Raw genomic sequence first — 23,961 nt, 5'->3', positions numbered from 1 at the left:
ATTAGATTCAAGCTTTTTTTATAGGGTATTAACGGTTAAAAGGTTGTTTGTAAAGCGATGCTCGCGCCGTGGTCGTCATAATTATCACGCCATTCTCCACGATAGCCTGCTGATATCTTCATATTAGCCATCGGCGTATAGCTAAGACCGATACCGGCGATGCCGATTTCACGCCCAACCTCTTGTCCAATGGTCGTAAACTTGTCATTAGGCATACCAACGAAGCTAGCACTAACATCAGAGTATTTATCACCATTCTCAATCGCTGCTGCTAATTGACCGGTGACAGCAAGTGTCGGTGTTAAGGCTTGTGATAAACGTAGACCTGCTGTCCAACGCATAGACTCATAAGTATTTTCACTAACGTCTAAGTTATAAACGCCAGCACCAGTTTCACGGTAGCCATCACTCTCAGCTTGAGCATAGCTAACTTGTGCAAATGGGGTTAAGTTACGCGGCTCAGTACCGATACGATGCGCCACTCCTAATCCTGCCTGTAAGGTATCGACAGAATAATCAGATTGTGCAACAGCATCTGTTAGTATGGTCATGCGACGTTCACCTTTGACATCGCTCTTACCTAGACCTGCATGGAAATTTAGATCAGTCGCATCGCTTACGGCATAGTTGCCGTAGCCAAGCACTTGCCAGTTCTTGGCTGTTAGCTCCTGATCAAGACTGGTGCCATCGGTATCAGCATCGCTCTTGATATAAGAGAACGCAATGCCTAGATTAAGATCACTATTAACAGGGGCGTCTAATCCTACAATAGCACCGTATGTTTCAGCATCATAACCAGTAACGCCGTCTTTTGAATCATGGCTACCGTTATTACCAATTAGTTGAGCCCAAAGGTTACGTTGAGCAACAATCTGGCTATGTTCCTGAATAGCATCAGATACTGCATAGTTAGCATCAGTAATGATACGGTTGGTCGCGCCCATAAATAATGGCTGTAACTGGTTGGTAGCTGTCGCAAGCTGAGACTGATTGAAGTTGAGGGTCGAGCTAATCAAACTATCAGCCAACGCATTATCGCCGTTTGTCACACGATCCTGAATGGCTTTATCTAAGACATAAGCAATACCTAAATCATTTCGTTTAGATTGACTTGACACTGACTGAGAGAAGCTAGTATCAACAGGTGGTTCAACGACAACAGGTGGTTCAACGACAACAGGTGGTTCAACGACAACAGGTGGTTCAACGACAACAGGTGGTTCAACGACAACAGGTGGTTCAACGACAACAGGTGGTTCAACGACAACAGGTGGTTCAACGACAACAGGTACTATCATTTTGAGATTTACGGTCTTAGCATCGCTATAATCTGCTTCAAAGCTCACCAATGGACTGTTATCATTGATAGTAGTGAATTCACCAGTACGACTGCTTGCGCTAATAATATCTGCCCACTCATTACTACCAGTCATTTTTGTCACAGCTTCTGATGCATTGACTTGCAACTGACCCTGACTAATGTCAGCAGCACCTGTCACAACTAGTTGACCATAGTCATTAAGACTATTTAAGCTAATACCTAGTATTTCACCATCACGCATGGTGTAGTCGCCGTCTAGACTAAGTGTACCTTGTTTGATGTTAGTAGCACCTGTCCACTGCTTTGCAGTAGTGGACATAGCAAGTAAGCCAGTACCTGCTTTGGTGAAGTCTCCACTACCTGTAATGACCGCGCCATTACCTGCTAAAGTGGTGTCTTCAAATAAGCGCGCGTTAAATCCAGCAGTATCAATCGTACCACCGCCTGCGCCTAAATTAATGAGGTTGTCACCAGTAAACTTATTAAACAATAACCCTTGAAATTCTGTTAGCTGCAAAATACCGTTATCAAAGTTGACTTCCGATTTTGCAGAGTTCTCAAATCTTTCAATATTTTGAGTCTGGACAACACCGTTGTTAACAATGTTTAATGTACCACTGCCAAAAGCACCTACAACAGTGATGGGCGCGATCAAAGTAGCATTATCTACTGTCAACTCACCTACTGCATTTGCGCCTTCAGTATCAGAGCCGCCTAGCTGCAACTGACGAGTCACTTCTAGTGTGCCCTGATCGGTAACATCAACTTGACCTTTACCTCTAGCAGCAGCCCCTACGAAAAGATCCATTGTAGATACTTTGGTATCTTTTCCATCTATCTCTAAAAATGCAGTTTTAAGCTCCGTTTCAGGAGTAGGATTGCCATACCGAGAATCAGAAATACCAATATATAAGGCTTCTTCGTTATTCCACTGTGCACCACTTGCCAATAATACTTTTGTATCTACACTAATAGGTGAAACAGTATATGTATTGGTAGTATTTAAAATAGCTTCGTTATTAATATTAATGTTAATAACATTATTACTATTATTAACACTGTCAAAGTAAATGTCACTAGTGTACAAATTATTTGCACTCAATGAGGTTCCATTACCGCTTACATTCACGATACTATTGCTAGAGGTATTAGAGTTTATATCACTAAATGCGAGTACATCTAAATTACCCATCTCGACTGTACCACCGTTTTCTACGGTAAGTGTGCTGGTTGAACCTCGAGAGACAATATATGACTGATCTTGGATCTTAAGTGATGAGTCTAAACCGTTGACATAAACACTAGACTTACCACCTGTTGCTAGTTGAGTGCCCTGATTGTCATCAATATATGAGTACATATCTAGAGAGCTTGCTTCGGCCGTACCACCATTTTCTACGGTAAGTGTGGTTGTTCCTGCATTTCGAGAGTATATATCTAGATAGTCTCGAGCCTTTAGTAATGAACCTGACCCATTGATATCAATTTTAATATCACTAGATATTTGTTGGCTAACTGGGCTGTAGTAGCCATTTGTATATATATCGTTAGCTTCTAAACGTCCTCCAGCTTCAATATCTATTAATGCATTGTTACTGATCTGGAACTGGTCAGTCTGTACTACTCCTTTGTCTGTAATCAGAAGACGTGAAGGTACCTCTTGATCACCACTCATCTGCATAGAATAATTGGTAGTCACATCATCATCATTATTCTTCAGAATGGTGCTGTCATTTTTCACGATATCGTCAACGATATTATACCCATTGCCCACAATGTTTACTGCGCCATTGTCATAGGTGATGGCATGAGTCACACTGGCTATACTCAGTCCGAGGACGCTAAACAGAGCAGTTGATAATGCGCGTAAAGTAAAGCCATTTCTTGCAGCAATCTTTGATGATTTACCAGAAGACTTGCCACAAGTTTTGGCAATTTCAGACACGCACTGATAGACACCTAAAGAATGATTAAAGACAACACGATAAATATGATTCATACCTTTACCTTGATTTTTAATTAGCAAAAATGTTAAATTTTCTTACAGGTATATTACTCTTTATATTGATAATGTCTATTTCTATTTATTCGAATATTTAATATTTTATAAAATATTTTTAAGGTAGTATCGGTCTCACATAACTGTATTTCAGACATTGTAATATCATTGCTCAATATAAGATCGCAAAAAGCTCTGCAACATATTAATACTGTTGCAGAGCTTATGTGTGACCATCTAAATATATTTTTGGTTAGGCTTATACCTCTTTATACAACTGACGTCCTTCACTATTATACTTTTCAGTCATCTCTGTCATACCTTTATGGATCTCATCTAAACTGGCTTAACCAACTTGACGAACCAGCTCAGTATCCACTTCTTTAATCAGATGACCTGCATCAGTCAGGTCACCCGTTTGCGGGGTTACCTTTTTATCCGCGGCAGCTTTATCCAAACCTGCTGCATACTCACGCACATTTTGAGTGATTTTCATTGAGCAGAATTTCGGCCCACACATAGAGCAAAAGTGCGCTGACTTGTGAGCGTCTTTTGGCAATGTTTCATCATGGAACTCACGGGCGGTATCAGGGTCGAGCGCCAGATTGAACTGATCGTCCCAGCGGAATTCAAAACGGGCTTTGGATAACGCATTATCACGAGATTGCGCACCTGGATGCCCTTTGGCTAGATCCGCTGCGTGAGCCGCGATTTTGTAAGTAATGATGCCGTCTTTGACGTCTTTTTTATTTGGTAGACCCAAATGCTCTTTTGGTGTGACATAGCAGAGCATGGCAGTACCAAACCAGCCAATCATCGCCGCACCAATAGCGCTCGTAATATGGTCATAGCCCGGTGCAATATCAGTGGTCAATGGCCCTAACGTATAAAATGGGGCGTCTGCGCATATTTCAAGCTGCAAATCCATATTTTCTTTAATACGGTTCATCGCCACGTGGCCAGGGCCTTCAATCATTACTTGTACGTCATGCTTCCACGCGACCTGTGTCAGCTCACCAAGGGTACGTAGCTCGCCAAATTGTGCTTCATCATTGGCATCTTGTAAGCAGCCTGGACGTAAGCCATCACCTAAGCTAAAGGCCACATCGTACTGCTTCATGATTTCGCAAATGTCTTCAAAATGCGTATATAAAAAGCTTTCTTTATGATGGGCAAGACACCACTGCGCCATGATAGAGCCACCACGTGAGACGATACCCGTCAAGCGATTGGCAGTGAGTGGCACATAGCGTAGTAGTACGCCTGCATGGATAGTGAAGTAATCGACGCCTTGTTCTGCTTGCTCAATAAGAGTGTCGCGGAAGATTTCCCACGTGAGGTCTTCTGCCACGCCGTCGACTTTTTCTAATGCTTGATAAATTGGTACGGTGCCAATCGGTACTGGCGAGTTACGAATCAACCATTCACGGGTTTCGTGAATATGGTTGCCAGTCGATAAATCCATGATGTTATCCGCACCCCAACGTGTGGCCCATGTCATTTTAGACACTTCTTCATCAATAGAAGAACCCAGTGCTGAGTTACCGATATTGGCATTAATTTTTACCAAAAAGTTGCGTCCGATAATCATCGGCTCAGATTCTGGGTGGTTGATGTTATTTGGAATAATCGCGCGACCTGCCGCTACTTCGCTACGCACAAATTCAGGGGTGATAACCGTCGGCGTGTTAGCACCAAAGTTCTCACCATCGTGCTGACGCATATCGGTCAGTTCATGCTGCTTTTGTGTTTCGCGAATGGCGATATATTCCATTTCTGGAGTGATAATGCCGCGACGTGCGTAATACATTTGCGTGACGTTGCCTGTTTTTCCATCGACATCTTTGGCACGGCGAGGTTTGTCGATATGAGCAAATCTAAGGTTGGCAGTACTGATATCGCGGGCGCGTGCCTGTCCGTATGAACTAGACAATCCACTTAATTGTTCGGTATCCCCACGCTCAGCAATCCAGCCTTCACGCAGCTTTGGCAAACCTTTCGTCAAATCAATCTCGACGTTGGGATCGGTATAAACGCCTGACGTGTCATACACATAAAAAGGTGGGTTTTGCTCCCAATCGGCTTCATCGACGCCCTGTATAGGAGTAGGGTCAAGGGTGATTTCGCGCATGGGTACTTGAATATCAGGGCGTGAGCCTTCGATATAGACTTTACGAGAGGCGGGGAGTATACGGTGTAAGTCGCGAGCGTCTTCTTCGAATCGTGCATCACTGGCTGTGCGGTGAGCAGGTGTTTTTAGGGCATCTGCTTTTTTATCGGCTTTACTGTTGGTCGTTTGCACTGGCTCTGAAGCCAAAAGGGTATCATCAGCTGGGATATGAGTCTTGGCTGCTTGTGTATTGGAAGGGGCTGCTTGTACATTAGAAGTTGTCATATGCTGTCCTAGCGTGTTGGTTTTGAATAAAAGCAACACCGCCAGTAGCTGCGGGGGTAGCATTTGTAATTTGGGCAAGTTCAGCTCGTGAGCATTATTCACGACTATAACATTCAGTTTTAGTCGTGAATAATGCTCATCAAACGTTGGACGCAGCTTTGTATCATTCTTCACTATTTAGTAGTACATCACGCACACTAAGATAGTAATGAAGATAAAAAGGCATTTCTGCACGTCCCTTGCTATAAATAACAAAGTGCTTAAGACTTCCCTGCGTCGGTACTAACCGCATCAGGTTCGGCGGGTGATCTCTCAGCGAATGTATTAGGGCGACTGATTTAATAACGCAAGTTCAATAAATCAGGCCAATAATACATCGCACCCCGAGTCTGTCAGTGTTGTGAATCTTCTTCATACTAACAAAAATAATCACAGACGGCTAATGATATTTGGAGGCACAGCTTCTGTATTACGCTCGCCGTTCAATATCTTTGTGGATAGATGATTTTAATATTAACAGGAGCAACCAATTGGTACTACTAGGCTGTAAGTAGGTTACCTAAATATTATGTAAAGCGAATGAAAGATTGTGACAGCTGTCATTAAACTGTCATAAAAACTTGTCAAGATAGCACGCATATCACAAACAATGCTTTTTTGTATCGTTGTTAAACTTTAGGAGTCTTATATGCGTTATTCGTTATTAGCAGTGGCCGTCAGTTGTACATTAGTACTTACGGCGTGTAATAAGTCAACAGATACGGCAGAGCCAGCTGCTGATACTACCAGTAGCGCTGCCACCACGGCTGAAACAACCACTCAGACTCAAGGCACGCCTTCTGCTGATACAGGTTTTAAATCTGCTGAGAATATCGCAATGAATATCACGGGTGCAGGCGCATCGTTCCCGCAGCCTATCTATGCCAAATGGTCTTACGACTACAATGGTGCGACTGGCGGTCAAGTTAATTACCAATCAATTGGTTCATCTGGTGGTATCAAACAGATTCAATCAAAAACTGTCGATTTCGGCGCTTCTGATGCACCGATGACGCCTGAAGAGTTAGACGAAGCAGGTTTGATTCAGTTCCCAACGGTTATCGGTGGTGTCGTACCTATCGTAAACATCGATGGTGTTGAACCTGGTCAATTACAGTTAGACGGTACAACGTTAGCAGACATCTATTTGGGCAAAATTAGCAACTGGAATGATCCGGCTATCAAAGCAATGAACCCAGATTTGACCTTGCCTGATGCAGCTATCACTACAGTATTCCGCTCAGATGGTTCAGGAACAACGTTTAACTTTACTGATTATTTGGCAAAAGTTTCAACAGATTGGAAAGACAGTGTCGGTGTTGATAAGACTGTGAAATGGCCAACCTCTGCTACCGGTGCAGGCGGTAAAGGTAACGAAGGCGTATCAAGCTACGTAAACCGTATGAAAAACTCTATCGGCTACGTTGAGTATGCTTATGCCAAGCAAAACAAAATGTCACACACAGCGCTGAAAAATGCTGCCGGTAACTTTGTGCAACCTTCTGCGGAAACCTTTGCAGCGGCTGGTGACATCGATTGGTCACAGCAAGAAGGCTTCTATAAAGTTATCACCAACTCTGAGACTGAGCAAGCATGGCCTATCGCTGCTGCAACCTTTATCTTAGTACACAAGCAACCAGAAAATCCGCAGCAAGTAGCTGGCGTGTTGAACTTCTTTGATTGGGCCTATACCCAAGGTGACGATGATGCCATGGCACTAGATTACGTTCCATTCTCTGATACGGCTGTTGCCTTATTCAAAGCCAAATGGAATGACGTGAAAGGCAGTGATGGACAACCAGTCTACAAGCCAGCTCAGTAACGGTTATCTACTGAATACGCTTTAAGAGTTACCCTCTCGAATAACTATTCTCCGGTAGTTATTTGAGAGGTTTTATCACAGTAAGTTTGATCCTAAGCTTGCTGTGATAAAACCCAATAAAGATTTCTAATATTTTGACTCAACCCTATTCAATGCTGAGACACTTATGAATGATTTAAGGTCCCAATTGGCTAAACAAAAACGTTACGATTTTTTGTTTGTTAATGCAACCAAAGCTTTTGCCATTCTTGTCCTAATGTCTTTAGGTGGTATTTTAGTTTCTTTAATCGTCGGCGCATGGCCGAGCATTCAAGCATTTGGTTTGGGCTTTTATACCAGTAATAACTGGGATACAGTTGCTAATGAGTACGGTGCATTAGCGCCTATTTACGGCACGTTGGTGACGTCATTTATCGCTATCTTAATTGCCGTTCCAGTCAGCTTTGGTATTGCCATATTTTTAACCGAAATGTGCCCAAAGTTCTTAAAAAAACCACTTGGCATTGCCATTGAACTATTGGCTGGTATCCCTTCTATCATTTACGGTATGTGGGGATTATTTGTATTTGCGCCTTTCTTTGGCGATCACATTCAGCCATGGTTCATTGAGCACATTGGCCCACTGCCTATCATCGGTAAGCTATTTACGGGTGCACCAATGGGGCTAGGTATGTTTACCGCCTCATTGGTATTGGCCATCATGATTATTCCATTCATTGCCGCCACCATGCGTGATGTTTTTTCTGTCGTGCCAGATCTGCTTAAAGAGTCCGCTTATGGAATGGGTGCGACGACTTGGGAAGTCATGTTCAAGATTATTCTGCCTTATACCAAAGCAGGTGTGGTAGGCGGTGTTATCTTGGGATTGGGTCGTGCATTGGGCGAGACGATGGCGGTAACTTTCTTGATTGGTAATGCCTTTAATATCAGTCCAAGTCTCTTTACGTCAGGCGTTACGATTACGTCGGCCTTGGCAAATGAATTTGCAGAAGCGTCGAGTGAGCTACATTTGGCTTCCTTATTACATCTGGGCTTAATCTTATTTGTCATTACCTTCATCGTATTATCGCTTGCTAAGCTGATGCTCATGAGTATGGACAAAAAAGCAGGTAATCGTTAGTCGTTAGATTGCCTCAGTTTCATTGAGTCAGTTCGATGCAATCAATAAGTTAAGTGTCGATGGTTATTGGTATTGATAAAAATACGGGAAACACATTTTATGCCTTCTAACAATGCTACCAACGCAATCAATGCACCGTCACCGCTGAACACGGGTTTTGAAGGGCGCTATAACAGAAGCTTATATAATAAGCGCCGCTGGGCCAATAAAGTAGGCCTTGGGTTTGCCATGACGGCAATGGTTTTTGGTTTGTTTTGGCTGTTTTGGATTTTGCTTACGCTCTTTGTTGAAGGCTTCCAAGGCATGGTGCAGCTGCCTATCTTTACTGCTGATACGCCACCACCTATGAGTGCAGGCGGTTTACGCAACGCGATTGTCGGTTCAGTCATGTTAGCGTTTTCAGGATTGTTTATTGGGGCACCTATCGGGTTGATGACAGGTATTTATTTATCCGAGTTTTCTCAAGGCAGTATGCTTGGCAAGGTCACGCGATTCTTAAATGATATTTTGTTGTCAGCACCATCTATTGTTATCGGTCTATTTATTTATGCGCTAATGGTAAAAGGTCAAAGCTTTTCTGGTTGGGCGGGTGCATTGGCATTGGCACTAATCGTTATTCCTGTGGTCGTACGTACCACTGAAAATATGCTGAATCTGGTTCCTAATAGCATTCGTGAAGCAGCCTATGCACTAGGTACACCAAAGTGGAAGATGGTAACGCAAGTAACGATTAAGGCTGCTAGAGCTGGACTGACCACAGGGGTGTTATTGGCCTTTGCGAGAATCACGGGTGAGACGGCACCATTGCTATTTACCGCGCTGAACAACCAGTATTTCAGCACCGATATGGGTCAACCCCTTGCCAACTTACCAAATACTATCTACCAGTTTGCGATGAGTCCTTATGAAAACTGGCATACTTTAGCATGGGCAGCAGCGCTCCTTATTACTACCTCTGTCTTGGTGCTAAATATTTTGGCGAGATTCATTGGTAGTAGAGGTCAGGTTAAATAAAGCCTGATGTCAGATGACATAACACCAAGTATTTACTCACACTTATACGAAATCAATTAAGCTAGGTTGGATAACATTATGAATGACGTCGTAAGCAAAAAACGTGTAGAAAAGACTGCTGATAAGTTTAATACGACAACAGGCAATCTACTAAACAGGTCGATGTCCACTAGCACACAAATGGAACAGCCAAATGTTGCCAGCCTGACCAAACAAACGCTTCATGATCTCCCAAAAAACATGCCGCCAGCAAAAATGCAGATTCGTGATCTAAGTTTTTACTATGGTGATTTTGAAGCTTTAAAAAACATCAATATTGATATCCCTGACAAAAAAGTGACTGCTTTTATCGGTCCTTCAGGCTGCGGAAAGTCTACGCTACTACGTACTTTCAACCGCATGTATGACCTATATCCAGGTATGCGTGCTGAAGGAAGTATCAAACTAGATGGCAATAATATATTGGGTAAAGACGTCGATGTGAATTTGCTACGTGCCCAAGTCGGTATGGTCTTTCAAAAACCAACGCCATTCCCAATGTCGATTTATGACAACGTTGCTTTTGGGGTACGCCTCTATGAGAAATTGAGCAAGGCTGAGTTAGACAATCGCGTGGAGTGGGCACTCAAAAAATCTGCGTTGTGGCCAGAAGTGAAAGACAAATTAAAAGCTTCTGGATTGTCTTTATCAGGCGGACAGCAGCAGCGCTTATGTATCGCACGAAGTGTCGCGACCAAGCCAGAAGTATTACTACTCGATGAGCCGACATCTGCGTTAGATCCTATCTCGACGGGTGCAATCGAAGATCTGATTGAAGACCTAAAAAATGACTATACCATCGCTATCGTCACTCACAATATGCAACAAGCTGCACGTGTATCAGACTATACAGTTTATATGTATTTAGGCGATATGATTGAGATGGGTGAGACGGACCAAGTATTTACTAAGCCTGTGCAAAAAGCGACAGAAGACTATATTACAGGTCGTTATGGCTAAGATTGAGCATCAATAATCGAAAAATACTCGATACGTTTGATGATGTGTCGTGAGCCAATTCGTTTAACCTAAAAATCTCATCGCGTTACTAATATACAGATTTCAGGGAATACCTCTTATGCAAAGTGATAAGCATATCTCTAAAAGTTTCGACCAAGATCTTGACGAAGCCATTCGGTTGTTTTTGTACATGGGGGATAGAGCCGCTGACCAAGTTGCCAAATCTATTCATGCACTCATCGATAAAAATGAGACATTGGCACAAGAGGTCATCGATCTGGATTTTGAAATCAACCGAATGGAAGTAGAGTTAGACGAGCATATTTTGTTATTGGTCGCAAAACGCCAACCCGCTGCCAGTGATTTACGTTTGGTCATGTCTATCAGCAAAGGTGTGGTTGACTTGGAACGTATTGGTGATGAAGCCGTAAAAATCGCCCAAATGGCAAACAAAATCGCAGCGCAAGGTAAGTTATCGTACGGCTACTCAGAAGTACAGCATCTCAGTAATCAAGTTCGCCTCATGCTACACAATTCGTTAGAGGCTTTTAGTCAATCGAATGCGGAGCAAGCGTTTGAGGTCATGCGTAATGACAATGTGGTCAACGATGAATACCAATCTGCTATTCGCGCGTTGATGACTTACATTATGGAAGACTCACGCCATGTTTCAAAAGTGATTAATATTATGTGGGTATTGCGTGCGCTTGAGCGTATTGGCGATCATGCACAGAATGTCGCTGAGCTGGTGATTAACTATATCAGTGGTCAAGATGTTCGTCATTCTGACTATACACTGGTCGAAAAAGCCGTACAAGAAGCCAATGAACGTATGGCGGCGCGCCAAGTTAGCCCAATGTCAGTTTCTGAGCTGGATGCTTCAGACAGTGATGATGAATAATAGAAGCTGTTTGAACAGTATTTGATCATAAAAAACGCGCTATTGAAATAGCGCGTTTTTTGATGGTTATCAGAAAGCGAGGTAAGATTAGCTTTCTGGTGTCCAACCTTGCGCACGTTCGTAATCTTCATTATCCAAAAACTTATCACGTTGCTCAGTTAAGAACTTTTTGGCGGCAGGATCCATCATGCTTAAATGGTTTTCGTTAATCAGCATAGTTTGGTGTTCTATCCACTCTTTCCACGCTTTGTCAGAGACGGTCTCTTGCAGCTCTTGACCTTTTTTATTTGGGAAAGGCGGGTGCGGCATCTTTGGCAAATCTTGCTTATATTTACGGCAAAATACAGTGTTAGCTTGAGGGTTAAAAGTCTCAGTCATAAGGCGTTCCTTATTATGTATGGGTCTTTATAGATATATTTTGTTAGGGCGTATAGCCATTCCACTATAAAAGTATGACAGCATTGACCTCGCTTGAAGTATCACCTATACATCTACACTCGGTTGCCTTGTACTACTTTTAAATTGAATCGACTATATTAAATAGTTGAGTGTTAGATACAGCTATTTAAATAACGTGACCCGCTTATGGTAACAAAAACACTCGCCTAAGTAGCGGGTGTTTTTCAATTATTAAATTAATAAACTACTTGGTTATAAAGTAGCTTTTAAGCAAAAACTTTTAAACGAGCACGGCCATTGATTACGGCCTTTTTCACTTGATTCGGCGCAGTGCCACCTAAATGGTCACGGGCTGCCAATGAACCTTCTAGCGTTAGATAATCAAAGACATCTTCACCGATAGCATCGCTAAATTGCTGTAGCTGTGCCAATGATAAATCACTTAAATCAACGCCTTCTTTGATACCCAAAGCAACTGCATTACCGACCACTTCATGGGCATCACGGAACGCAACGCCTTGGCGTACCAGATAATCTGCAAGGTCGGTGGCAGTCGCGTAGCCTTTCATAGTGGCAGCACGCATGTTTTCTTTATTAGGAGTGATATTCGGTAGCATGTCACCAAAAGCCAATAAACAGCCGGTAAGGGTATCGACGCAATCAAAGAGTGGCTCTTTGTCTTCTTGGTTGTCTTTGTTATAAGCTAGTGGTTGACTCTTCATCAGGCTAAGAAGTGTCATCAGTTGACCAAAGACACGTGCTGCTTTACCGCGTACCAATTCAGGCACATCAGGGTTTTTCTTTTGCGGCATGATAGATGAGCCAGTACAGAAGCGATCTGGAATCTGCACGAAGTTAAACTGCGCTGACATCCAAAGAATAATCTCTTCACTCATGCGTGACATATGCATCATGAGAATAGATGCTGCAGAGGTAAACTCAATCGCAAAATCACGATCAGAAACGGCATCTAGCGAGTTCTGGCAAATACCTTCAAAGCCAAGCAACTCAGCGGTAATCGTACGATCGATTGGGAACGTTGTACCAGCGAGCGCTGCGCTACCAAGTGGCATCTGATTAATTCGGCGACGCGCATCGACTAGACGTTCAGTATCGCGATACAACATCTCAAACCATGCCATCACATGATGACCAAAGCTGACGGGCTGTGCCGTTTGCAAATGAGTAAAGCCAGGCATGATCGTATTGGTATGTTGTTCAGCCAAATCCAACAAGCCACTTTGCAAGCGTACCAGCAAGGCGATGATGTTATCCGTCTCTTCACGTAACCAAAGACGAATATCGGTGGCTACTTGATCATTACGGCTACGGCCAGTATGTAGTTTTTTACCAACCGCACCTATAATGTCAGTCAGACGTGATTCGACGTTCATGTGTACGTCTTCGAGAGCGATTGACCAGTTGAACTCACCGGCTTCAATTTCGCGCAACACTTGCTGCAGTCCATCGATGATAGTGGCCACTTCGTCAGCAGTCAGAATGTCACATTCTTTGAGCATGGTCGCATGAGCGATTGAGCCCTGAATATCGTGACGCGCAAAACGTTGGTCGAAGCCGACAGATGCGGTAAAGGCAGCAACGAAGCTGTCGGTCGCTTCACTAAAGCGACCACCCCACATTTGCTGACCCTGACTGCTTGTAGGGCTGTTATTTGTTGTAGAGGCATCTGTGCTAGAATCAGAGACAGATGCAGTTACATTTGATTCGGGATTACTAAGGTTTGAAGAATTGGCGTTCATATCGGTACAAGACAAGTCAAGAGAATAAGAACTCGAGTATAGCAAAGGATGAGGTAGCCTTGCTAGCGGAGCGCTTAGAGTTTTTTATGCCCAAGCTCATGGATGTCATGAAAGTTTGGCAGTGGCTGTTGTATGTCTTTTTTTGGTCGATATTCGTAACGGTGACGCATCGTTACGAGATCGCCACTTGGGCAGATTTTTTGATGCAACTCTCGAGCAGGTTACTCCAAAATATTTTGAGCATCATGCCATCGCTGTATATCATTGACTATCTGCGCCATATCTTTAAAAGTATGAGCATCCCCAAAGTTACGGTATATGTAGTCAGTATACTAATGACTACCTATGCCATTTCAATGACGCTGATTAGTCTTATTATGATTAATATGGGTTGGGTCGAGTACAATCATCAGACGTTCATTCCAGACATATTAATTGATACCGTGAGTGCCGGTGGTTTTGCCTTGATATTTTTGCTGTATTTCTTACGCCGCTATCGTGAGATGAATGCGCTTAAGCAGTCATTTGAGCACAAGTTAAGTGCCCAAAACGATATCATCAAAGCGCGTCTTTCCCCGCATTTTTTCTTTAATACCATTAACACGCTTGTGTCACTTATCGAATCCAACCCGCCACGAGCGGCTGCCTTGCTACAGAACGTTTCCGCACTATTCCGTGCTAGCTTTAATGGTGCGCGCGAGATTAGCTTTGAAGAAGAAATCGCTCTATGTGAGCATTATTTGGCGATTGAAGCTAGCCGTTTGGCAGATAAGCTTGAGGTGACATGGGATCTACCTGACGAAGACGTTATGTATGACATGGTTATCAATGCCTTAACCCTGCAGAGTATATTGGAACGAATGCTGCTAAATGTGGTTGAGATGACCACTGAAATTATTTGTATCAATATTAAAGTAACGTGGCAGCAGCATCAGGTTATGATTGTGATTGGTGTTGATCTTCCCAAAAAAACCTTAATCATTAATCATGATTTACGCCAAAACATGAGTTTTTATATCCAAGCTGAGCGTTTGCGTTCCTATTTCGGTCAAAGTGCTGATATTAAAAGCACAGTGACCAACACCCAAATTATTACTGTTATTGACTATCCGCTACAAGACGTCAGTCTATGATGATTTTTTCATTACTTATTTTTTATTTTTCTTATAAATAAATAACCGTGGCATACATATTGCATCGTATATCTATATTATTGTTTTACTTTGTATTTAGTAGTGGTTAAGAATCATTATTATTGATGGTGAATAAATAAACATGAAAAACGAGATACAAAAAATAGCCTCGTATTAAATTTATTATTAGCCCTGATTTATCAGTTATTATAGAATTTTTTATTTGTGGTTTTATTAAATATTTTTATGCTAAGCGAATGGTAATGAGTGATAGTATGTTTGTAATGTCTATTGAAAGTATTAAGTTTGTCCAGGGATGGGAGTTTGCATGCGTATTGTAGTTTGTGATGATGAACCGCTAGCGCGTGAGCGTTTGGTCCGAATTGTACAAGAGTCAGGTCATCAAGTGGTCGCTCAAGCAACAACAGGTAAAGAAGCCATTATGGCTGTTAAAACGCAGCAGCCAGATATCATATTGTTAGATATCCGTATGCCTGAAATGGATGGTGTACGCTGTGCTCAAGAGCTTTCGCAACTTGATCACCCACCAGCGATTATATTTGTCACGGCTTATGATCATTATGCAATTGCTGCTTTAAAAGCCAATGCGATTGGCTACTTATTGAAGCCTGCTAATAAAGATGAACTAGTAGAAGCGCTGAATAAAGCTAAAAATCTAAATGCTGCTCAGTTGAATGAAATTCGTAAGCTAGAAGATCCCACCGCACGGCCAGTACGCGAACATATCGCTGCTCGTACTCACCGAGGCGTAGAGCTTATTAAGCTTAAAGATATTTACTATTTTACGGCTGATCAAAAGTACGTCAAAGTACGCCACAAAGATGGCATTGTACTGATTGATGAAACGCTAAAAGAGCTTGAGCAAGAGTTTGAAGATCTACTATTTCGCGTGCATCGTAACGCAATTATCAATCTCAGCTTTTTGGATTACTTAGAAACGTTAGATGCAGGGCAGTATCAGATACGTTTTAAAGGTATTGATGAGACGCTAGCCGTTAGTCGTCGCCACTTGCCTGCACTACGTGACAAAATTCAAAGTATGTAACTTAAATTATGTAACTTACTGTTTTAATAGCGAAATAATCATCCCATATCATCAAACCCTTATTTATGCTTAAATAGGGGTATTTTTTTGCGTCAGTACTTATTATCTATAGATAGTTTGTACCGCCCATTGTCTGTGGCAAGTTTCCGCATTGTTTAGTACGGGTGTCATACTACAAAGATATTATGCCGTACAGATACGAGCAGCACTGACAGCACAGCCCGACATTACAGTACCAACAAATAATACCGAACTTATTGAGGCCTTTTATGAGCAATTCGCAGCAACCTGCATTGACCACTTTAAACATCGCTACACGTCAGAGTCCTTTAGCACTATGGCAAGCTGAGCATATTCGTGCACGGCTATTAGAGATGTATCCTGAATTGACGATTAACTTACTCAAAATTGTCACTAAGGGTGACAAAATATTAGATACACCGTTGGCCAAAATTGGTGGCAAGGGTTTGTTTGTCAAAGAGCTTGAGCAAGCACTGTATGAAAAGCAAGCAGACATTGCAGTCCATTCATTAAAGGATGTGCCAATGCAGCTGCCTGAAGGGTTGACGCTTGGTGTCTATTGTAAACGCGCTTCACCTACTGATGCTTTTGTCTCTAATACTTATAGTAGTATCGATGAGTTGCCACAAGGCGCGGTAGTAGGAACGTCCAGTTTGCGCCGTCAGTGTCAGATCAAAGCCTATCGCTCAGACTTACAAATCAAAACCTTGCGCGGTAATGTCGGCACTCGGTTAGGTAAGCTAGATGCGGGCGAGTATGATGCTATTATCCTAGCGACCAGTGGCTTACAGCGTATTGAGCTGGATGATCGTATACGCGGCGAGCTTGAGATTGATGCCTGCTTGCCTGCAGTTGGGCAAGGTGCGCTAGCAATTGAATGCCGTGAAGGGGACGACGAAGTATTAAAGCTACTGGCCCCGCTTAATGATGATAAAGCTCGTATTCGCCTTATTGCAGAGCGAGCGCTAAATCGACATCTAGAGGGTGGTTGCCAAGTGCCGATTGCGGCCTATGCTGTCTTGCAAATGGCTAGTGAAACAGATGCCAATAACGATGACAATGGCGATAACGGTAATAACGACAATGGCAATGTATTGTGGCTCCGAGGTCGAGTAGGTCAAGCCGATGGTAGCCAGTTACTAAAGGCAGAAAAGCGGGTCACATTAGTGGGCACGCAAGAGAAACAAGAAATACAGGCCAATCAGCTTGGTATTGATGTTGCAAACTTACTGCTTGCCGATGGCGCTGGTGACATCTTATCAGCGATTTATCATCCTGAATAACACGTCAGTATTTTTATTGGCTTAACCATCACGCCCTCACTGTGGATGTTGATTGGTGGTTAGGCCAACTTTATCAGTCTTTTGTCATGGTACATCTATGTCATCGTCAATGTACGCCAAATCTATGCATAACGACCAAGCGACGGATGACTATTCGTTGCTACCACAAGTCGTCATCAATACTCGCCCAGTAGAGCGGTCGACACCACTGACGCAGCACTTACAAGCGGTGGGGTTGAGTGTGGTTGAGATGCCAATGTTGGCGCTACAATCGCGTCAAACGACTAATGATGACATGATGCTGATGCAGCAATGGCTAGCAGGGGCTTATAAGGCACTTGTTATCGTCAGTCCAACGGCGGCCACCGCAGGTCTAGCTGCCTGGCAAATGCTAGAGCGTGAACATCAAGTACGAGATGACAAGAATAATGAAATAGATGCACCTTTAAAACCACCAAGCCATATCATTGCAGTTGGTGAGGTGACTGCATCCGTATTAAATAATACCCCTGCAGATGAGATAAAATATCAGGTGCGACAGCCTGAAATTGCCAATAATGAAGGTATGCTGGCAATGCCTGAAATAGAGAGCTTGCAAGCAGGTGATAAGCTGTTGGTATGGCGTGGACTTGGTGGGCGACGACTATTGGTTGATGCATTACAGGCACGCGGTGTCCATGTCGATAGCATTGCTTGGTATGAGCGTAAGATGCCTCTAGAGGCAAGGGCTCAATATCAGCAATGGCTACAAGATTTTCTGATGCTTTGTTCGAAGCAAGATATAGCATTATCAGAGCGGCCAAAGCCAATCGTGGTGGTCAGTAGTGGAGCGGCTTTTGAGCATTGGGGAACCATCGTTAGCGCTGTGGCAGAGAAAGGTCTAGAATCAACTGCTCATAAAGCGACGACAGTTATTCAACCGCTTGAGCTAGCAGATTTTGCGTATGTGGTACTAGGAGAGCGCTTGGCCAATATAGTTGCAGATCAGCAGCTGTACTATTGGCGTGTGGAAGACTTAGCGCCAAAAACTATTCTAGCTGCAATCAGATCTAAACATTAATATTTTGAATTCTTCATTTTAACTATATTTAAACCTATCAATAACGGCGTTGCCTTATGTCAATTAATTCTGAATCATTACCTAAGGAACCTTCGGCTGTTCAACAACGCCGGCAAGCAAATATGTTGTTGGTGCGACTGCAATGGTTCGTTATTTTGTTGTTGGTCGCTGCGTTGTTATGGCTTTATATTAGCCAACAGCGTTTTCAACATAACGTCAATGATCGTTTGCAAAGCAATGAGCAAATCACCAGTCGTCTCAATGAGATGGATGATCGCTTGTTTTCGATGAGTCAACAGATACTACCAAAGACCAGTACTACCGTTAGCAGCCAAGCTCAAAACCAGCTAGATTTATTGCGTATTCAGATACAAGCCGCTGATAGGTTGTTGATAGATAATAACGATAGTGCAGCGATTGAGTTGCTGCAAGGGTTACATTGGCAGCTCTCACAGAGTAGTAATGAGATTGCGCCAGCGCTGACGATCGTTATCAAACAAAGCTTGATGAAAGATATCGAGCGTCTACAAGCCAGAAGCTCGCAACCCAGCCCTTGGCAACTACAAAACTTAGCCATTCAAAATATTCAAGATTTTTTGCACAGTCATGAACGTGTGACTAATGTAGCGCCGCAGACGAAAACCACTGATAATAGTACAGGTCTAACACGTAGACAGCTCATGATTCATGAAGTCATCATGACATTGAATCTAGCAAGTCAAGCCAGTAATATGCGTGAACAGGATCAATTTATCAGTTATTTGGCACAAGCACGAAAGCAATTGCAGAGCCTAGTTCCACCAAACTCAGAGCCAAAAAACTCAGACAAGCAAGCATCTGAAAGTACAAAAAAAGCAGCTAACAAAACCGATGTACAAACCAAATCATCACCTGCGAATATTTCAGAAGTTATAGATTGGTTAGACCGATTGATAGCCAATGCACCAAAACCGACACCGTTGTTAACGACTCAGATTTTGGATCAGCCAACGCGTTAATGGTTAGGGTTTTTTGAACATTCAAATATCGTGCTGGCAGTACTAATATTTGAATGTTCAACAGACCCTATTATGCCAAAGATTTATTAATATGAAGAATAAGAGAAATGACGTTATGGACAGTTTGAATCAAGAAGCATGTACAGCCTCTAATATCGCAGATAATCATCCTGACGAATTGTCGCATTACCCAGTAATTCATCATCAACCCATTCATTGGGGTGAAATGGATGCCTTTAATCATTTAAATAATGTTGTTTATTATCGCTATGCTGAGTCAGCACGTATTGGTTATTTGCAGGTATTAGGAATGTTTGATGGCAGTATGGTCACAGTCTTAGCGCAATCAAGCTGTCAGTATTTACGACCAGTGACTTATCCAGATACTCTATTATTAGGTGTGCGTTGTCAGCGCTTGGGTAGGACCAGCATCGTAATGGAGTACAGTTACTATAGTACGGCACAACAAGCAGTCGTTGCGACGGCTGAGGCAGTTGTGGTGCGTTTAGATAGTAGTGCGAAAGACAAGTTGCCATGGACAACCGAGGAGCGTGAACGACTCTTAGCATTAGAGGCGAAAGCTGGTCATACACCTGAATTTTAAAAGCTAAAAGGATTGCTCTATATAAGTGAGTAAATTGAAAGAATAAGTAAAATCATCGAACACAAAAAAGGCACGCTAACATTAGAGTAGCGTGCCTTTTTTAAGCTTAACTTTTCGACTCAATAACACAAACAAATATTAGTCTTGTTGCGGTGCTTGAACGAAATCAACCACGTTTAGCTCAAAACCTGATAACGCATAAAACTTCATTGGCGATGATAAAAGACGCATATCACGAACACCTAAGTGACGTAATATCTGTGCACCCACACCAACGCTACGATACGGCTGTTGAGTGAGCGTTGATTGCGATTCATTATCTGCGGCTTTATCTAATGCATCCCCTAAGTCAACAGGTTGGTTACTACCAATCCAAACCAATACACCGCGATCTGAGGCGCCAATTTCCTTTAATGCCGCTTGTACGCTCCAGCCACTACGCCCAGTCATGTCATTTTTAGCCGCAAACAAATCACGTAATGGATGGAAGCCATGAACACGTACCGTACTGATGCCTTCGCTGACATCACCTTTGACTAACGCTAAATGGGTCTCATCAGCACCAAACTCACGGAAGCGATGCAAGGTGAACGGACCATGTTCAGTTTCAAAAGGATATGATTCTACTTCTTCTACTGTCTGTTCATTCGCAATACGATAGTTGATAAGATCAGCAATCGTACCTATTTTTAGATCATGCTCTTTGGCAAAGATCTCAAGATCATCACGGCGTGCCATCGTACCATCAGCATTGATGATTTCGACGAGCACAGATGCTGGCTCAAGACCTGCTAAGCGTGATAAGTCACAACCTGCTTCTGTGTGACCAGCGCGATGCAATACGCCACCATCTTGCGCAATGATAGGAAAGATATGGCCAGGCTGTACAATATCTTCAGCTTTAGCAGTAGCAGAAACCGCTGCTTGAATCGTACGAGCGCGATCGGCAGCAGAAATACCAGTCGTAACGCCTTCAGCGGCTTCAATTGATACGGTAAAGTTAGTGCTGAATTTCGCTTCGTTACGTTCAGACATCAATGGCAAAGACAGCTGATGCGCACGAGCTTGTGAGATGGTTAAGCAGACTAAGCCGCGCGCGTGGGTAATCATAAAGTTGATATCTTCAGGGCGCACATGGGTCGCTGCCATGATGATATCACCTTCGTTTTCGCGGTCTTCATCATCCATCAAGACGACCATTTTACCAGCACGAATGTCTTCGATAATCTCAGGAATCGTATTTAAACTCATAGTAAATCTCAATATTTTATTATTTATAGATAGGTGTGATTTGGAATCTAAAGCATTATCTGTCTATTAGAGCAGTAGATAATACAAAGCGCTGTTACGGTCAAGCAAAGCGCTATTACGGTCAAGCAAAGCGCGCTATAAGCAATATCATTTGATATAAAGGTGACTCACTTAATTGCTTGTATGGTTCATTATGAGGTTATTTTAACGCTTTTCAGCACAACGTGCTGTGTCATCTTCCCACTATATCGTTCAGTATGTCAAAAATAGTCATAAGTATTATCAATGACTGCTACTATTTGTGCATTAAAGCGTACATTAGATAATGAACCGAGCCGTGTCATGCATGATTAGTCATTACTTGCTGCTTGGGTTTTTAGCCAGTCCATAAATTGTTTGCTATGCTGCTCTCGTTGATTATCTGCAAATTCATAAAAGCGTGTGCCGATTAAATTTTCTGGCAAATAAGACTGCGGATAGTAATGATTGGGGTAATCGTGAGGATAGACATAGTCCTGACCATAACCTTGATTTCGCATCAGCTTGGTCACGCCATTGCGCAGATGTAGCGGTACAGGAGACGCATCTTTTTCTGCCAATGCCATCGCAGCATTGATCGCTTTATATGTGCTATTGCTTTTGGCACTGGTCGCCAGATAAACCACCACTTGTCCTAAAATTAGACGTGCCTCAGGCATACCAATGGATTGCACGCTGCGCAATGCGGCATCAGCAAGAAGTAAGGCATTAGGGTTGGCATTACCGATATCTTCACTGGCTAAGATGACCAAGCGCCGCGCGATGAAGTCAGCAGGCTCACCGCCCACCAGCATCCGTGCCATCCAATATAGTGCTGCATCAGGATCGGAGCCACGCACTGATTTTATCATTGCTGAGACGATATCGTAATGCTGCTCACCATCTTTATCGTAGCGGATCAGTGCAGTCTGTGCTACCCGACCGACCAATGCATCATCGACGATAATCGGTGATTGCTTAGGGTCAGCCGTTTGAATAGCAAGCTCTAATAAGTTCAGCGCCTTTCTAGCATCACCATGTGCCAGTTGGCTGATAGTGTCTTTTGCTTGCAAGTCGACGGTCAGTTCTTTTAGCACGTTGTCTTCCGACAGTGCTCGCTGTAATACCACACTGATTTGCTCTGGTGTCAGAGGTTCTAGACGATACACTTGACAACGTGAGAGTAGGGCATTGTTGACACTGAATGAGGGGTTTTCGGTCGTGGCACCTATCAAGGTAATATCGCCAGACTCTACTGCGCCCAGTAGTGCATCTTGCTGTGCTTTATTAAAACGATGAATCTCGTCGATGAACACCACAGGTGACTCGAATACCAGTGAGTCCTTATTGTCTAATACTTCGCGTAACTGTTTAACCCCAGTATTTAACGCGGACAGCGCATGAAAGGAACGACCAACGGCATCTGCTAGCAGCATAGCAATGGTCGTTTTGCCGATACCTGCTTCCCCATGCAAAATAATTGATGGCAAATGCCCTTGTTCTACTAACCGCCGCAGAGGTGCACCTGCTGCCAGTAAATGCTCTTGACCGATAATGGCATTGAGCGTGTTTGGGCGCATGCGTTGAGCAAGCGGAGTATCGGCATGAAAACTAGGTGGCATAGGGCTTCTCTATTATCAATTTGAACAGCGATCAATTTGTCTGTCACAGCAATGGTGGATAAATTTTTATGTGTTCATTTAAACAGCTACACACCACGCTATATTCATCATTTTTATTGAAGCTGAACATTTCTGCTTGTTTGGCATGATTTTCGCATTAATGAATATTAGACCTTAAATGAAAATTAGATCTTAGCAATAAAAATAGGCTAATTGAATCGACTATATTCGCTATGTGTCTACACGATAGGTTAACGCAATCTTATGTTAATGAAAGCTCGCTAAGTGTATCGCTTATGTCCCAGCTACTTTGGTTTTCAGACTTTATCCCTATAACGGTTCAGTCATATTGATAAGCAGTATCAATAAGCATGGCTCACCAAGCATAATTTATTAGAAGTGGTCTATCAAGCATAAGGTATTAGAGTGATGACGTCTCAATCGATATTTAAGCGTTTTTTGAATCGATGTTTATATAGCGGTACACAGCAGCAATCACGCTTACTCACTGTGAGCGAGGTGACGCTAGCACGCTCAGTATTCGGTGACAGCATTGACCTTGATGGCGTTCAGCTTAAGACTGCTTGGTGGGTGCTAAAAAATTATGCCGTTAGCCCTAATGGCAATATATATTTTAATCCTGCAGATTGGATTACAGATTTTAGCGATGCTCCTTTAGGTAAGCAAAGCTGGTTGATACATGAGCTGACCCATGTCTGGCAGTTGCAGCAAGGTTTAAAAGTCGTGCGTGGTGCGGTTATCGATCGTCGTTATGATTACGTGCTTGAGGTAGGGAAACCCTTTTTTAAGTATGGTATCGAGCAGCAAGCACGCATGGTACAGGATTACTTTATTCGTCATCGGCGCGGGCAAGACTGCCAAGCTTTGGCAGTCTGTATTCCATTTTTGGTCACAAGCTCTATCGACGAAACAAAAAATACAGATAGCTCGTTCACAATTTAATTTTCTTATAGAGACAGATAGTGACTATAGCTGGTTCAATTTAAAAGTAGTACAAGGCAACCGAGTATAGATGTATGTGTAATACTTCAAGAAGGGTTAAAGCAGTGATACTTTTATGGTGGAATGACTATATGATAAGAATTAGTATAAAGCATGCTTTATGCTTTACAAGG

At 42.9% G+C, this 23,961-nt stretch carries 18 protein-coding genes and 1 riboswitch; of the genes, 12 read left to right on the top strand and 6 right to left on the bottom strand.

Features of this window, described 5'->3' with window-relative positions; translation table 11 throughout:
- Positions 1 to 35: 35 nt before the first annotated feature.
- Together IPZ60_RS01980 and thiC are read right to left on the bottom strand one after the other, a co-directional pair.
- The gene (locus IPZ60_RS01980) at positions 36 to 3,320 is read right to left on the bottom strand and encodes an autotransporter domain-containing protein (protein WP_194196191.1); all 3,285 of its coding nucleotides are present in this window, start codon (positions 3,318 to 3,320) and stop codon (positions 36 to 38) included.
- A 346-nt stretch (positions 3,321 to 3,666) separates the two neighbouring features.
- Entirely contained in the window at positions 3,667 to 5,715 is a 2,049-nt protein-coding gene (gene thiC, locus IPZ60_RS01975) for a phosphomethylpyrimidine synthase ThiC (RefSeq protein ID WP_227669197.1), read from the bottom strand.
- Between the two features lie 251 nt (positions 5,716 to 5,966).
- A riboswitch (TPP riboswitch) is annotated at positions 5,967 to 6,111 on the bottom strand.
- 292 nt (positions 6,112 to 6,403) lie between these two features.
- Between thiC and pstS the strand changes: the two genes are divergently transcribed.
- From pstS to phoU, 5 genes are all read left to right on the top strand, one after another.
- Complete coding sequence (gene pstS, locus IPZ60_RS01970) at positions 6,404 to 7,576, top strand: phosphate ABC transporter substrate-binding protein PstS (protein WP_194196190.1); 1,173 nt, start codon at positions 6,404 to 6,406, stop codon at positions 7,574 to 7,576.
- Positions 7,577 to 7,742: 166 nt separating this feature from the next.
- On the top strand, positions 7,743 to 8,696 hold the full coding sequence (gene pstC / locus IPZ60_RS01965; protein ID WP_194196189.1) for a phosphate ABC transporter permease subunit PstC: 954 nt from the start codon (positions 7,743 to 7,745) through the stop codon (positions 8,694 to 8,696).
- A gap of 99 nt (positions 8,697 to 8,795) precedes the next feature.
- On the top strand, positions 8,796 to 9,710 hold the full coding sequence (gene pstA, locus IPZ60_RS01960) for a phosphate ABC transporter permease PstA (protein ID WP_194196188.1): 915 nt from the start codon (positions 8,796 to 8,798) through the stop codon (positions 9,708 to 9,710).
- Positions 9,711 to 9,788: 78 nt separating this feature from the next.
- Complete coding sequence (gene pstB, locus IPZ60_RS01955) at positions 9,789 to 10,709, top strand: phosphate ABC transporter ATP-binding protein PstB (protein WP_194196187.1); 921 nt, start codon at positions 9,789 to 9,791, stop codon at positions 10,707 to 10,709.
- A gap of 118 nt (positions 10,710 to 10,827) precedes the next feature.
- On the top strand, positions 10,828 to 11,610 hold the full coding sequence (gene phoU / locus IPZ60_RS01950; RefSeq protein ID WP_194196186.1) for a phosphate signaling complex protein PhoU: 783 nt from the start codon (positions 10,828 to 10,830) through the stop codon (positions 11,608 to 11,610).
- A gap of 87 nt (positions 11,611 to 11,697) precedes the next feature.
- Here the strand turns inward: phoU and IPZ60_RS01945 are convergent, their stop codons facing one another.
- Both IPZ60_RS01945 and argH read right to left on the bottom strand, forming a co-directional pair.
- Positions 11,698 to 11,988: an oxidative damage protection protein gene (locus tag IPZ60_RS01945; protein ID WP_110922046.1), complete on the bottom strand. Its 291-nt coding sequence runs from the start codon at positions 11,986 to 11,988 to the stop codon at positions 11,698 to 11,700.
- A 287-nt stretch (positions 11,989 to 12,275) separates the two neighbouring features.
- Positions 12,276 to 13,649 carry an argininosuccinate lyase gene (argH, locus tag IPZ60_RS01940; RefSeq protein WP_194196357.1) on the bottom strand — a complete coding sequence of 458 codons (1,374 nt, stop codon included), beginning with the start codon at positions 13,647 to 13,649 and terminating at the stop codon, positions 12,276 to 12,278.
- Between the two features lie 206 nt (positions 13,650 to 13,855).
- Between argH and IPZ60_RS01935 the strand changes: the two genes are divergently transcribed.
- From IPZ60_RS01935 to IPZ60_RS01910, 6 genes are all read left to right on the top strand, one after another.
- Positions 13,856 to 14,902 carry a histidine kinase gene (locus IPZ60_RS01935; protein ID WP_227669176.1) on the top strand — a complete coding sequence of 349 codons (1,047 nt, stop codon included), beginning with the start codon at positions 13,856 to 13,858 and terminating at the stop codon, positions 14,900 to 14,902.
- A 328-nt stretch (positions 14,903 to 15,230) separates the two neighbouring features.
- Positions 15,231 to 15,968, top strand: coding sequence for a LytTR family DNA-binding domain-containing protein (locus IPZ60_RS01930; RefSeq protein WP_194196184.1), 738 nt, complete (start codon positions 15,231 to 15,233; stop codon positions 15,966 to 15,968).
- Positions 15,969 to 16,237: 269 nt separating this feature from the next.
- Complete coding sequence (hemC, locus tag IPZ60_RS01925; protein ID WP_194196183.1) at positions 16,238 to 17,272, top strand: hydroxymethylbilane synthase; 1,035 nt, start codon at positions 16,238 to 16,240, stop codon at positions 17,270 to 17,272.
- Between the two features lie 97 nt (positions 17,273 to 17,369).
- Positions 17,370 to 18,332 carry a uroporphyrinogen-III synthase gene (locus IPZ60_RS01920; protein ID WP_227669175.1) on the top strand — a complete coding sequence of 321 codons (963 nt, stop codon included), beginning with the start codon at positions 17,370 to 17,372 and terminating at the stop codon, positions 18,330 to 18,332.
- A gap of 56 nt (positions 18,333 to 18,388) precedes the next feature.
- Positions 18,389 to 19,330: a hypothetical protein gene (locus IPZ60_RS01915; protein ID WP_194196182.1), complete on the top strand. Its 942-nt coding sequence runs from the start codon at positions 18,389 to 18,391 to the stop codon at positions 19,328 to 19,330.
- Between the two features lie 115 nt (positions 19,331 to 19,445).
- On the top strand, positions 19,446 to 19,934 hold the full coding sequence (locus tag IPZ60_RS01910) for a thioesterase family protein (RefSeq protein WP_194196355.1): 489 nt from the start codon (positions 19,446 to 19,448) through the stop codon (positions 19,932 to 19,934).
- Between the two features lie 138 nt (positions 19,935 to 20,072).
- On the opposite strand, the gene ribBA is transcribed toward IPZ60_RS01910, so the two are convergent.
- Both ribBA and IPZ60_RS01900 read right to left on the bottom strand, forming a co-directional pair.
- A complete protein-coding gene (ribBA, locus tag IPZ60_RS01905; protein ID WP_194196181.1) occupies positions 20,073 to 21,185 on the bottom strand; it encodes a bifunctional 3,4-dihydroxy-2-butanone-4-phosphate synthase/GTP cyclohydrolase II in 1,113 nt (370 codons plus the stop codon).
- Between the two features lie 350 nt (positions 21,186 to 21,535).
- The gene (locus tag IPZ60_RS01900; RefSeq protein WP_194196180.1) at positions 21,536 to 22,825 is read right to left on the bottom strand and encodes a replication-associated recombination protein A; all 1,290 of its coding nucleotides are present in this window, start codon (positions 22,823 to 22,825) and stop codon (positions 21,536 to 21,538) included.
- Between the two features lie 429 nt (positions 22,826 to 23,254).
- Here IPZ60_RS01900 and IPZ60_RS01895 point away from each other — a divergent pair, with 429 nt between their 5' ends.
- Positions 23,255 to 23,788 carry a type IV secretion protein Rhs gene (locus tag IPZ60_RS01895; protein WP_227669195.1) on the top strand — a complete coding sequence of 178 codons (534 nt, stop codon included), beginning with the start codon at positions 23,255 to 23,257 and terminating at the stop codon, positions 23,786 to 23,788.
- Positions 23,789 to 23,961: the final 173 nt, after the last annotated feature.

Origin of the sequence: Psychrobacter sp. NG25, from assembly GCF_015234355.1 — a bacterium.
Lineage (GTDB): Bacteria > Pseudomonadota > Gammaproteobacteria > Pseudomonadales > Moraxellaceae > Psychrobacter.
The sequence above is the reverse complement of the archived record's forward strand: the minus strand, read 5'-3'. Positions and strand labels throughout refer to the sequence as shown.